We start from the raw sequence: 11,351 nt of genomic DNA on the forward strand, positions 1-11,351 counted from the left end.
TGGAGGTTCCTCGGTGACCGCTCCCGCCTTGCAGACCACCCGCCGCTGCCCCTATGCGCCCCCGGACGAGCACACCCGCATCCGGGACAGCGATTCCGGGATCTCCCAGGTCACCCTGCCCAGCGGCCAGGTCGCCTGGGCGATGGGCCGGCTCGAACACATCCGCGCCATGCTCACCGATCCGCGGTTCAGCTCCGACCGCCGGCACCCGAACTTCCCCCGGTTCACCCGCGAGCAGCCCGCCTTCGACCTCATGCGCCCGTCGCTCATCCAGCTGGACCCGCCCGACCACGGTCCCGCCCGTAAGGCCGTGGTCGGCGAGTTCACCGTGCGCCGCATGGCCGGCCTGCGCCCGCGCATCCAGCAGATCGTCGGCGAGCACATCGACGCCCTGCTGGCCGGGCCGCGCCCCACCGACCTCGTGCAGGCCCTTTCTCTGCCGGTGCCGTCCCTTGTCATCTGCGAGCAGCTCGGTGTGCCCTACGGCGACCACGAATTCTTCCAGCGCAACAGCTCGGCCCTGCTGAGCCGCACCACCACCCCCGAGGGACGGCGGCAGGCGGTCACGAATCTGCGTGACTACCTGCGAGAGCTGATCGCGGCCAAGACCGCCGACCCGGCCGACGACCTGCTGGGCCGCCAGCTCGCCCAGGGCAGCGATCCCGAGGACGTCCTGTCGCTGGCCTTCCTGCTGCTGATCGCCGGCCACGAGACCACCGCCAACATGATCTCGCTCGGCGTGGTGACGCTGCTGGAGCGACCGGGCGAGCTGGCAGCGTTGCGCGAGGACCCGGCGCGTACGCTCCCCGCGATCGAGGAACTGCTGCGGGTCTACACCATCGCCGAGTTCGCCAACTCGCGCGTCGCCATCGAGGACGTGGAGATCGGCGGCGTGACCATCCGTGCCGGCGACCCCGTCCTGGCCCTGAGCAACGCCGCCAACCACGACCCGTCGGCCTTCGACGAGGCGGAGGAGATCAAGCTCGACCGGGGCGCCCGTAACCACGTCGCCTTCGGCTTCGGCATCCACCAGTGCCTCGGGCAGAACCTGGCTCGCATGGAACTGCAGATCGTCTTCGACACCCTCTTCCGTCGCATCCCGACGCTGCGGCTGGCCACACCCGCCGACGCGCTGCCCTACAAGAACGACGCCTTCGTCTACGGCATCCACGAGCTACCCGTCACCTGGGAGGACCCGGCATGACCGAGATCGTGGCGGACGCCGGCCGCTGCGTCGGAGCGGGCCAGTGCGTCCTGACCGACCCCGACGCGTTCGACCAGAGCGACGAGGACGGCACGGTCGTCCTCCTCCAGGCGGTCCCGGCGGACGACGAGGCCTTGAAGCGGGCGCAGATCGCCGTCGAGATCTGCCCGAGCCGCGCTCTCTCCCTGACGGATTAGCCCCGTACGCGGCGCGGCCCGTGATCCCGGTCCGCGCCGCGGTCGCGATCCCACCCGGCCGGGGTCAGGCCGCTCGAGCGAACGACGTTGCCGCGCGACGCCGCACGGTTGACCATGTGCCGCGTGAACTCCGTACTCCGTGCGACGTGCTGAAACGAGGCCAGGACGCCGGCCCGCCGCACGGTGCGTCGCCTTCGCCCATCGGAGTCCGTCACCGGGACGACGAAGCGACCGCGGGGTGTCCGGCCTCGGCCAGGCGCCCGGAGCTCAGTCGTTCTCCGCTGTCATGTCGCCCGGCATGACCGTCGCGATGAGGCCGGCCACGAACTGCGGGACATCCTCCGGAAGCAGCGTCAGGCACGGCTCGCTGAAATCCGGCCCCTGGAAGATCTCGACCGATCGCACGCCCGGATCGTCGGCCGACTCAGCGACGCCGATGATCCGCCAGCGGCGGTGACGCGGTCGGGTGTTGGCGAAGTGACTGAAGTCCGGCTCGGACATACGTGCTCCCGTCCTCGTGCTCGCGAATGAGGAACACCAGCTTGACCCCTCGCGATCATGGTGTCCTCCGGGTTCTCCCGGAGACCGACCCTGGGCTTCGACCTCCTCGGCCAGTCCCGGAGTGCCGCAGTCCACGGGCCGGATCGCGCGGGCCCACCGCCGCCGGTCGCAGCGGCAGGCCCCTGGGCTATCGGACGAGTTCGCGGCCGCCCGCAAGGGATAGCGTCTGCCCGTTGATGTGACCGTTCGCCGCTGAGGCCAGATAGGTGATCGCAGCAGCGACGTCCTCGGGAGTACAGATGCGGCCGGTGGGTGTCTTCCCGGATTCGGCGGCGATCGCTTCAGGCCCCAGGAAGGGAGCGGTCAAGGCCTTGTCGGTGAGGGTGAAACCGGGACGGATGATGTTGGTGAGGATGCCGTGGCGGGCTTCCCGGACGGCGAGCACGCGTGCGGCCGTTTCGAGCGCGCCCTTCGCTGTGGCGTAGGCGAGCGGCCCGGCCATGGGTTGCTCGACGATGTCGGTCGACACGATGACTATGCGTCCCCAGCCGGCGGTGCGCATGCCCGGCAGGGCCGCATCGATCAGAGCCGCCGGACCGACAGTGTTGACGGCCAGCGAGGTCGTGAGGCCGCTGATCTCGTCGTCGTCGAACGACGGCCATTGAACGGCGTTGGCGACGAGCACCGAGAGGTGCCCGAGGCGCCCGGTGACTTCCTCGATGACGCTCTGCGCCGCGGCCGGATCGCTGTGATCCAGCTGGACGGCATGGGCTCGACCGCCTTCTCGCGCTATGGCTTCGACGGTGTCCATGACGGCGTCGTGGTTGCTTCGCCAGGTGACCGCGACCACGGCGCCCTCGGCGGCCAGGTGCAGGGCGGCAGCCCTGCCGATGGCGCCGGAGGCGCCGGTGACCAGAGCCGTCCTGCCGGACAGACCGGTTTCCATCAAGACCTCCATAGTCGGCTATAAGTTAGCCGACTATGGTTTGTGGGACGGTGAATCGTCAACCCGTACACTGCCGAGGTGGAACTGGCTGATGTCCTGGCTACCAACAAGGCTCTGGTCAAGGTGGCCAAGCTGTATCGGAGCGCGCAAGCCGAAGTGCTGAGCGGCCTCGCCTTGCACCCTGGCCAGGACGTCCTGCTGTGGATGCTCGGCCAGGAGCCCGGCGGCGTCACCGTCTCGGAGATCGCCGCCCGTCTGGGTGTCGAACAGCCTACGGTGACACGCAGTCTCACCCGCCTTGAGCACGGCGGCTGGTTCGTCCGGCAATCGGTACCGGGCGATCGGCGTGCCACGCGTATCACGTTGACCGACAAGGGCCTGTCGACCATCCCGGAGATAGAAGCGGCCTGGCGTACGCTCGCCGAGACCGCGACCGCCGGAATCGCCACCGAACAGCAGGCCATTCTGATCGGGCTGCTGGAAAAGGTACGCGAAAATCTCCTGACCCTTACCGATGAATCTGCCGGATGACCGATATCCCTTGGCCGCGTCCCTCGCTTCCCGACCGCGTGGAGGGCGATCCGGAGCGGGTCGCTTTGCTGATCCCCGGCGGTGAGTACTCGGCCGAACGACCGTTGCTGCATTTTGCCCGAGCGGTGTTCATGAGGCACGGCTGGACGACACAGGCGGTCTGGTGGCCTCAGCAACCACCGCAGCGCGAGGGTCAGGCACTTCGCTCGTGGTTCACGCAGTTGCGCTCGTTCGTGCACGGGCACGTGAGCCGGGCGCTCGATGCGGAAACAGCGCCGAAGATCGCCTTGGTCGGGAAGTCGATGGGCGCGTTCGCTGCATCGGTGGCCGCGGACCGGAGCGTGCCCGGCATCTGGCTGACCCCGGTGCTGCGCGATACCGACGTACCCGAGGATCTACGTCGTAACTCCGCGCCGTTCCTGCTGGTAGGTGGCACCGCCGACCCCTCGTGGGACACCGAGGTGGCTCGTGGCGTCGGCCGCCCCTTCTTTGAAGCACCCGGCGCCGATCACGGCCTGGAGACCACCGATGACCCGGTGAATTCCGCAGACATTCTCCGGCGCGTAACGGCCGCCATGGACGAATTCGTCGGCCGGCTTTGAGATACGTCACGCGCTCCTATGAACAATCCCGGGTTGTGACGCACTCTCATCGGCCACAACAAGACTCCGGCCGGGCGGCGGTCGTCGACTGAGGTGCGCCGTACGCGCAAAGGGGAAGCGGCGTTGTCGACGACCGGCATGATCATCTAGCCTCGCCCCTTCGTTAAGGGGTGTCCAAGGACTGGGCCGGAAATGGCGAAGTGCCCTCTGATCAGGGAAAATAGGGCTTGTCGAGAGTCCTGTTAACCCGTCCCGGAAGGCACTTGCTGGGTGAAGACTACCCGCACACGTCCGAAGATCATCGTGACCGGGGACGGGCGGGGCGTGGTCGGTCACGCCGGCACCCGTCTGCTCGCCGATCTCGCCGACGCAACCGGTCTGACCAACGCGTTCAGCGAGGCCCTGGCCGGGCTGCGGCAGCGGCAGAGCGGCCACGACCCTGGCCGGATTGCTGTTGACCTGGCGGTACTGCTCGCTGACGGCGGCGAGGCCATAGCCGACCTGGCCGTGCTGCGTGACCAGCCCGGCCTGTTCGGGCCGGTCGCCTCCGGCCCGACAGCGTGGCGGCTGCTGTCGCAGCTCGACGCCGCGATGTTGGCCGAGCTGCGGTCCGCCCGGGCTTGCGCCCGTGAGATCGCCTGGGCCCAGCATGCCGAGGTCCGCGGCGACCTGCCGCAACCCATGGTGGCCGGGCAACGGGTCGACGGCCTGGTCCTGGACATCGACGCGACCATCGTGATCTGTCATTCCGAGAAGGAGTCGGCGACCCGCACCTGGAAGAAGACTTTCGGCTTCCACCCCTTGCTGTGCTTTCTGGACAACACCGGCGAGGCCCTCGCCGGCCTGCTGAGGGAAGGCCGGGCGGGATCCAACACCACCGCCGACCACATCACCGTGCTTGACCAGGCTCTTGCCCAGATCCCCGACGTTTTCCGGCACGGCACCCCTATTCTGCTGCGCAGTGACTCCGCCGGTTCCAGTCACGGCTTCCTCGCCCACATCCGGGCCTTGCGCGAACGCCACCTCGACATCCGATTCAGTGTCGGCGCGGCCATCACCGAACCGGTCCGGCAAGCGATTCAGGCCGCGACCGGCTGGGTCCCCGCGGTCGACACCGATGGTGACCTGCGCGACCACGCCGAGGTCTGCGAGATCACCGGCCTGTTCGACGCCACCGGCTGGCCGGAGGGCACCCGGTTCCTGGTCCGCCGGGAACGCCCGCACCCCGGCGCTCAACTGTCGCTGTTCGACACCATCGAAGGATGGCGGCACCAGGTCGTGGCCACCGACAGCCCACCCGGCACCGGCAGCATCCAGTTCCTGGAAGCCCGGCACCGGGCTCACGCCAGGGTGGAAGACAAGATCCGGACCGGCAAGAACACCGGCTTCGGCCGGTTCCCGTCCCGCGTGTTCGCGATCAACCAGGCCTGGCTGCAACTCGCGCTGACCGGCATCGACCTGCTCGCCTGGACCCAAACCCTGCTCCTGGACGGCGAGTTGGCCGCCGCCGAGCCGAAGAAGCTGCGCTACCGGCTGCTGCATGTCGCCGCCCGGTTCACCCGCACCGCCCGCCGAACCCGCCTCGCCATCGCCGCCAACTGGCCCTGGGCTGACGCCCTCACCAGCGCATTCAGCAGACTCGCCGCGCTACCGCGGCCCACCGGCTGACACCGCGGTCCACACAGCGACCAGCAATAGGGAGGAACCCGGCCCCGCGCCGGACCTTCAGCATGCCCACCAACCGAAAGCAGCTTCCGCGGACCGCACCCATCGAGCAAACACTATGAGTCAGCTGCTAAACGAAAGACCGAGGCTAGTCTACGTGGCGTGAGCGTGAATATCGGATCGATGGTGCTGTCGCTGTTGGGGGTGGCCGTACTGTATCGGGTGATCCGGACGGCCGTTGCCCACGGCATCGCCGACGCTGAGGAAAAGCGGCGCAAGGCAGGCCGGAAGGCCTGAGAACGGCAACCGCACTCATCGGCAGGGCCGTCACCATCAGGCGATCGATCGCATGGCTCCGTATCCGAGCACTGCCAGGACAATGCCGAGGCTGAGGTACGACAAGACTCGCAGCGCCGGGCGTCGCTGTGGCGCGCGGAGCAGCACCGCGGCGGTGGTGAGTTGCCCGACGAGGACGGCCAGCGGGGCATAGAACAGCAGCCCGGTCCCGGTGGAGCCGCGGAACGCGGGCACGGGGTACAGCTCCTGCACCGCGAGGTCGAGCGCGCCCGGCCACGAGCCCTGGGATGACGGGTCCCCGATGACGAAGTAGGACAGGTGATCCAGGATCTTGTATCCCAGCAGCGCCAGCAATATGAGGGCCGCGCCGCGGAGCACCGACTCGCACCATTCCAGTGGCGTGGGCCAGGATGCCGATCGAAATCCGGACAGGAATCCACCGGGTACGGCGCCGGCCGCTGCGCGCAGTTCGGCCGCGTACTCCCGGGGCTGCTCGACAGTCATCAGCTCCGGATATTGCCGGAGGTGTTCCCGCAGGTCGGCGATGAGTTCACGCCGACGACGCCACGGCACGTCCAGCAGGAGGCCGTCCACCGCTGTGACGTAGTCACGGATGGCTTCGCTTGCGCCGGCGGGTGCGACGGGTGACTCAGCGTTGCTCACAGTCATTCCTCTTCTCCAGGAGCCGGTTGACGACCCGGGCGAGCCGTGACCACTCTGCGTCAGCGTCGTCCAGGTCGGCTCGCCCTTTCGGGGTGATGCTGTAGTACTTGCGGGCGGCGCCGCCGGCCGACGGCTCCAACCGGGCGGTGACCAGCCCGTCCTGCTCGAGCCGGCGTAGCACCCCGTAGACGGAGGGGTCACCCAGCGGCGTGAGGCCTTCACTCCGCAGTCGCTCCAGCAGCTCGAGGCCGTACAACTCGCGACGGGACAGCGCGGCCATCACGGCGATGTCCAGCACGCCCTTGAGGAGCTGACTCGATCTCACTTGCTCTGTATAGCAGAGAACCCTGCATAGCAGGCAACCAGCGAGGCCCACGGAGGCGGCGTACACCGGGCGGATCGATCCACTAGCATCGACCGCGTTCATTGTTTCAGCCGGGGCTCCGGGCACCTGTCGCATCGACAGTCGTGTGCGCCGAGCCGACGGCTGTTCTCGGGGGAGGAACAGAGGAACGTGCTGATCACCCGTGCTCGAAGCGCAACCGGACGCCCGCGCGGCCGGACCGTACGTCTGGCCGGCCTGCTCACCGCCGTGGTGGCCCTGACGCTGGCCGGTGCCGCGCCCACCCTCGCTGTCGGAGGCGGGGCCGCCGCGGCCGACGGCGCCTTCCCGTTCGTGGCGAAGGTCGACATCGGCGTTCCCGGCGAAGGCCGCAGCTGCACCGGCGCTCTGATCTCGCCCGCCTGGGTGGCGACCGCCGCGGCCTGCTTCCTGGAGCCGGGACGGACGACGGTGCCGTTCGGCGCCCCGGCGACCCCGGCGAGCGTGACCGTCGGCCGCACGGACCTCACCACGACGGCCGGTCACGTCGTGCCCGTCACCGAGCTGGTCGCCCACCGCGACCGTGACATCGTCCTGGCCCGGCTCGCCACCCCGGTCACCGACATCACGCCGGTGACCGTCGCCGCCACCGCGCCCGGCCAGGCCGACGTGCTCACCGTCGCGGGCTTCGGCCGGACCAGGAACGAGTGGATCACCAGCCGGCTGCACACCGCCGCCTACACCGTGTCCACCGTGTCCGGCACGACCGTGGACATCGCCCCGCAGACCCCGGCCGACAGCAGCCTCTGCAAGGGGGACGCCGGCGGCCCGGCGCTGCGCCAGACCGGCGGCCGGTGGGAGCTCGCCGGTCTGCACCACAGCTCGGGACAGGTCGGCTGCCTGGGCTCGGCCAGCACTTCCCCGGGCGCGGTGGAGACCCGCCTCGACGACCTCCAGGGCTGGCTGGCGAACTACATCCAGGGCGGCACTGTCGCGCTGCGCAACGGCGTCAGCGGCAAGTGCCTGGAGACCAACGACAACGCCGGCGCCAACGAGGCCCCGATCCAGCAGTGGACCTGCGGCGACCAGCCGGCCGCCCGGTGGGACCTCGAGCTGGTCGGCAGCAACGGCGCCGACCCCGTCTACCGCATGCGCCACCACGCGCACCCCACCAAGTGCATCGAGATCCCGGACGGCTCGACGGCCAACGGCGCGGTGGCGCAACTGTGGGACTGCGGCGACCAGCCCACGGCCCAGTGGATCTGGCGCCCGCTCGGCGCGGGCCGCTACAACGTGGTCAACGCGCTGACCGGCAAATGCCTGGAGATGAACAACGCGACCACCGACAACGGCGCCAAGGCCCAGCAGTGGACCTGCGGGGGTCAGGCCGCCGCGACGTGGCACCGCGACGAGACCACCACGTTGCGCAACGGCGTGAGCGGCAAGTGCCTGGAGACCGACAACAACGCCGGCGCCAACGAGGCCCGCATCCAGCAGTGGGGTTGCGGGGGCCAGGCGGCCGCCCGGTGGGACCTCGAACTGGTCGGCAGCAACGGGACCGACCCCGTATACCGGATGCGCCACCACGCGCACCCCACCAAGTGCATCGAGATCCCGGACGGCTCGACGGCCAACGGCGCGGTGGCGCAACTGTGGGACTGCGGCAACCAGCCGACCGCCCAGTGGGTGTGGCGTCACCTGGGCGCCGGCCGCTACAACGTGGTCAATGCGCAGACCGGCAAGTGCCTGGAGATGAACAACGCGACCACCGAGAACGGCGCCAAGGCCCAGCAGTGGACCTGCGGGGGTCAGGCCGCCGCCACCTGGTATCGCTTCTGACCCGCCGGCCGGGGGCCACCTCCGCGAGGTGACCCCCGGCGGCCCGCTTCCCGAAACCCTTCTGGGAGTACGAGGGCCGACGCCGATACTCTGACGCGATGATGCCGCGAACCGTGCCGGGCAAAGGCGTCAGATCTGCACTCGTGAGCGTGTCCACCGTGCTGGGCCTGCTGGCCTGCCTGTGGGCATTGCGTGTGTTGCTGGTGATGAGTTGGTTCGGCGAGGACGCGATACCGCCGGAGTCCCGCATTCCTGACCTGCCGTCCGGAGCGAGGGTCATCGCACAGGGCAAGGAATGCGGCTCCGGCGGCTGCTGGTTGGAGGTCACCGTCGTGCCGGCGGCCGGGCAACTGCCGGAGGACCTGGCCCGGGAGATGGACATTTCCGAGGTGCAGCGAAGCCTGCCGACGCTCCTGGATCCCGGTTTCGTCTACGTGTGGGGTCATCCGCGAGCAGGCCGATTGGACATTGTGGTCAGCTATCGGAAGTGAACGTCGCGGACGACCGGCGCCAGCGTCGAACGGCTGGTGTTCGGCACCGATCATCCTCGGCGAATTCGAGTGTCGGCCTATCGGGGCCATCCACTCCGGACGCATACGGTGAGGCCGTTCCTCCAGGAAGAAACAGTTCTCGGAGAGGGTCGCCATGTCCGGTTCGCCGTCGTGGTTCCGCCGGAAGATCGCCGTGGCCGCCGGCGCGGTCGTGGTCGTGATCGGCGCCGGTGTGGCCGTCGCCTCCCAGATGTCCAGTTCCGGGGAATCGCCGGCCGTCGCGAGTGAGAGCACCTACACGCCCACCACGACTCCGGCCACCACGACTCCGGCGACCACGCCGACGACGACCGCTGCCGCCGGCGGTTGGGGAACCGAACCCACCACGGACGAGACGCCTACGGCAGACGAGACCGAGGAGGCGACCGACGCCGACGACGGCAGTAGCGAGGAGCAGGAGAACACCAGCGAGCAGGAGAACACCAGCGAGGCGTACGGCGAGTATCGCGGCTCTCTGGAGATCACCGTCAACGCGTTGGACACCTGCATCAACCAGGCCAGTGAATACCGGTTCAGCTACGCCGCGACCCTGGTGATCCGTGAGGGCCCCGGCTCCTCCCCGCACGTCCATCTCGCCACCGACAGCCAGTCCGGCGCCGGCACGCTGACGCTCAGCACCGGTCTCAGCGGCACCGACTACCGCGACGGCCGCGCGGTCGACGTGCGCTTCTGGGACACGTCCTATGCGAACGGCGACCTCCGGGGTGAACTCGTCAACGGTGGCGTCAGCGCGGCCGTCGCCGTCAACGGCCTGAACTTCCCGCGCAAGTTCGGCTGCGGCCCGGCCGCATTCGAGACCCCGTACACCGACGGGCTCGGGCAGGCCTCCTTCGACGGCGAGGTGAGTTCGGACAGCGCCGACGTGCGGATCACGGGCGCCGTGACCGAACAGGACCGGGTGTTCACCGCCCGATTCACGGCCTGACCACAACGGCCGGACGTAGCCGGAGGCACCGGACGTTGTCCTGGTCGAGAGCGGAGAACGCCACGGAGGTACGGGCTGTCGAAGCGGAAGCGGCCCGTCGTCATCCCCTATCTTCGGCGGCGTGGCCGGGGTCGTGCTCGCCTGGCATGACGGAACCGCCCTCCCCCGGATCGCGCCGTGGGTCACCGTGCGGGCCGTCGAGTACACCTACTTCGGCATCGTGCCCGCTGACGATGAGCCCGGGGAACCTTCGGCCGTCCTCAGGACATGGACCGATGCCGGTGGGGTCGATCACGAGCAGACCTTCACCGGGGCCTTGTCCTGGGAGCGGTCGGACACCATGTCTCCCGTGGCCGGGCCGGCGTACGATCCCGATCCGGTCGAGATCACCAGGGCGACGGTCGAGCGGTCCGTCCACCGCTTGACGGAGCGCATCCAGGCGCAGCGGCGCCGGAAGTAGGTGGGGTCATGGACGCGGAGGAGCAGCTGGAGTCGATAGCCGAGGTGGCGTCGCTCGGCCTGGAGGTGTGGCTTCGCGGCGGCTGGGCGATGGACTTCTTCCTGGGCCGGGTGACCCGCCCCCACCTGGACGTGGACTGGTTCGTCTGGGCGCCGGACGCGGGCCGGCTCTCCGCCGCGCTGACGAGCAGGGGCTACGAGTTGCTTCCCGAGCCGCCGCATGATCGGCAGCTCGACTTCGCCCGCGGCGGGCTGGATCTCAGCTTCGCGCTCATCACCCGGGACAGCGCGGGAGACGTGACCGTCGCGGGCGGGCCCTGGGCGGGTCAGCGGTGGCCCGGCGGCATGCTCGACTGGCCGGCCGGCCGCATCGGTGCGGTGCGGTGCCCGATCATCAGCCCGTTCGCCCAGATCGAGATCAAGAGGATGATGCCGGTGTGGGTGCCGGGCATGCCGAGAAGGGCGAAGGACGCCGCGGACATCGCCACTCTCGAGACGGCCCTCGGCCACCTCGGCGCGGCGGATCCGGGGACCACTGTCACGCCGACGCCGCGGCCGGCACGAGACACAGGGCGCGGGCGAGGGCCGGCCTGATCGCGGTCGTCCGGCGGCGTCCCGGCACGGCGGTGGAGACCTGCGCACGTCTGGT

The 11,351-nt window shown here is 69.4% G+C and carries 15 protein-coding genes; 11 read left to right on the forward strand and 4 right to left on the reverse strand.

Annotated features, from left to right (window positions below; translation table 11 throughout):
* The first annotated feature begins 13 nt into the window (after window positions 1-13).
* Together BM290_RS24835 and BM290_RS24840 are read left to right on the forward strand one after the other, a co-directional pair.
* Entirely contained in the window at window positions 14-1,204 is a 1,191-nt protein-coding gene (locus BM290_RS24835) for a cytochrome P450 (RefSeq protein WP_093618036.1), read from the forward strand.
* Entirely contained in the window at window positions 1,201-1,401 is a 201-nt protein-coding gene (locus BM290_RS24840; RefSeq protein ID WP_093618038.1) for a ferredoxin, read from the forward strand. Before BM290_RS24835 ends, BM290_RS24840 begins: the two co-directional genes overlap by 4 nt.
* Before the next feature lie 267 nt (window positions 1,402-1,668).
* On the opposite strand, the gene BM290_RS24850 is transcribed toward BM290_RS24840, so the two are convergent.
* Both BM290_RS24850 and BM290_RS24855 read right to left on the reverse strand, forming a co-directional pair.
* Window positions 1,669-1,902: a hypothetical protein gene (locus BM290_RS24850; protein ID WP_093618042.1), complete on the reverse strand. Its 234-nt coding sequence runs from the start codon at window positions 1,900-1,902 to the stop codon at window positions 1,669-1,671.
* Window positions 1,903-2,089: 187 nt separating this feature from the next.
* A complete protein-coding gene (locus tag BM290_RS24855) occupies window positions 2,090-2,848 on the reverse strand; it encodes an SDR family NAD(P)-dependent oxidoreductase (protein WP_093618498.1) in 759 nt (252 codons plus the stop codon).
* Window positions 2,849-2,926: 78 nt separating this feature from the next.
* Here BM290_RS24855 and BM290_RS24860 point away from each other — a divergent pair, with 78 nt between their 5' ends.
* The 4 genes from BM290_RS24860 (at window position 2,927) to BM290_RS50760 (ending at window position 5,943) form a co-directional block, all read left to right on the forward strand.
* Window positions 2,927-3,379 carry a MarR family winged helix-turn-helix transcriptional regulator gene (locus tag BM290_RS24860; protein WP_093618044.1) on the forward strand — a complete coding sequence of 151 codons (453 nt, stop codon included), beginning with the start codon at window positions 2,927-2,929 and terminating at the stop codon, window positions 3,377-3,379.
* Window positions 3,376-3,981 carry a dienelactone hydrolase family protein gene (locus tag BM290_RS24865; RefSeq protein ID WP_143133928.1) on the forward strand — a complete coding sequence of 202 codons (606 nt, stop codon included), beginning with the start codon at window positions 3,376-3,378 and terminating at the stop codon, window positions 3,979-3,981. The genes BM290_RS24860 and BM290_RS24865 overlap by 4 nt, the downstream gene beginning before the upstream one ends.
* A 270-nt stretch (window positions 3,982-4,251) precedes the next feature.
* Window positions 4,252-5,649, forward strand: coding sequence for an IS1380 family transposase (locus BM290_RS24870; RefSeq protein WP_093618048.1), 1,398 nt, complete (start codon window positions 4,252-4,254; stop codon window positions 5,647-5,649).
* Window positions 5,650-5,808: 159 nt separating this feature from the next.
* Window positions 5,809-5,943 (forward strand): hypothetical protein, encoded by a 135-nt coding sequence (locus BM290_RS50760; protein ID WP_275413296.1) that lies wholly within the window; start codon window positions 5,809-5,811, stop codon window positions 5,941-5,943.
* Window positions 5,944-5,979: 36 nt separating this feature from the next.
* Here BM290_RS50760 and BM290_RS24875 read toward each other — a convergent pair whose 3' ends face one another.
* Together BM290_RS24875 and BM290_RS24880 are read right to left on the reverse strand one after the other, a co-directional pair.
* Window positions 5,980-6,606: a hypothetical protein gene (locus tag BM290_RS24875; RefSeq protein WP_143133929.1), complete on the reverse strand. Its 627-nt coding sequence runs from the start codon at window positions 6,604-6,606 to the stop codon at window positions 5,980-5,982.
* Window positions 6,593-6,931 carry a PadR family transcriptional regulator gene (locus tag BM290_RS24880; RefSeq protein ID WP_093618500.1) on the reverse strand — a complete coding sequence of 113 codons (339 nt, stop codon included), beginning with the start codon at window positions 6,929-6,931 and terminating at the stop codon, window positions 6,593-6,595. The genes BM290_RS24875 and BM290_RS24880 overlap by 14 nt, the downstream gene beginning before the upstream one ends.
* Before the next feature lie 189 nt (window positions 6,932-7,120).
* Between BM290_RS24880 and BM290_RS24885 the strand changes: the two genes are divergently transcribed.
* The 5 genes from BM290_RS24885 (at window position 7,121) to BM290_RS24905 (ending at window position 11,296) form a co-directional block, all read left to right on the forward strand.
* A complete protein-coding gene (locus tag BM290_RS24885; protein ID WP_177319886.1) occupies window positions 7,121-8,767 on the forward strand; it encodes an RICIN domain-containing protein in 1,647 nt (548 codons plus the stop codon).
* Between the two features lie 98 nt (window positions 8,768-8,865).
* The gene (locus tag BM290_RS24890; RefSeq protein WP_143133930.1) at window positions 8,866-9,258 is read left to right on the forward strand and encodes a hypothetical protein; all 393 of its coding nucleotides are present in this window, start codon (window positions 8,866-8,868) and stop codon (window positions 9,256-9,258) included.
* A gap of 154 nt (window positions 9,259-9,412) precedes the next feature.
* Window positions 9,413-10,243 (forward strand): hypothetical protein, encoded by an 831-nt coding sequence (locus BM290_RS24895; protein WP_093618056.1) that lies wholly within the window; start codon window positions 9,413-9,415, stop codon window positions 10,241-10,243.
* 121 nt (window positions 10,244-10,364) lie between these two features.
* Window positions 10,365-10,703, forward strand: a complete 339-nt coding sequence (locus BM290_RS24900) for a hypothetical protein (protein ID WP_093618058.1) — start codon at window positions 10,365-10,367, stop codon at window positions 10,701-10,703.
* Between the two features lie 8 nt (window positions 10,704-10,711).
* The gene (locus BM290_RS24905; RefSeq protein ID WP_143133931.1) at window positions 10,712-11,296 is read left to right on the forward strand and encodes a nucleotidyltransferase domain-containing protein; all 585 of its coding nucleotides are present in this window, start codon (window positions 10,712-10,714) and stop codon (window positions 11,294-11,296) included.
* Window positions 11,297-11,351 lie beyond the last annotated feature (55 nt).

The sequence above is a fragment of the Actinoplanes philippinensis genome, assembly GCF_900113015.1.
GTDB classification, from domain to species: Bacteria; Actinomycetota; Actinomycetes; order Mycobacteriales; family Micromonosporaceae; genus Actinoplanes; species Actinoplanes philippinensis.

Coding starts and splice junctions, on each gene's coding strand:
- BM290_RS24840 (WP_093618038.1), top strand. CDS start 1,201: ATGACCGAGATCGTGGCGGACGCCGGCCGCTGCGTCGGAGCGGGCCAG.
- BM290_RS24850 (WP_093618042.1), bottom strand. CDS start 1,902: ATGTCCGAGCCGGACTTCAGTCACTTCGCCAACACCCGACCGCGTCAC.
- BM290_RS24855 (WP_093618498.1), bottom strand. CDS start 2,848: ATGGAAACCGGTCTGTCCGGCAGGACGGCTCTGGTCACCGGCGCCTCC.
- BM290_RS24865 (WP_143133928.1), top strand. CDS start 3,376: ATGACCGATATCCCTTGGCCGCGTCCCTCGCTTCCCGACCGCGTGGAG.
- BM290_RS24890 (WP_143133930.1), top strand. CDS start 8,866: ATGATGCCGCGAACCGTGCCGGGCAAAGGCGTCAGATCTGCACTCGTG.
- BM290_RS24895 (WP_093618056.1), top strand. CDS start 9,413: ATGTCCGGTTCGCCGTCGTGGTTCCGCCGGAAGATCGCCGTGGCCGCC.
- BM290_RS24905 (WP_143133931.1), top strand. CDS start 10,712: ATGGACGCGGAGGAGCAGCTGGAGTCGATAGCCGAGGTGGCGTCGCTC.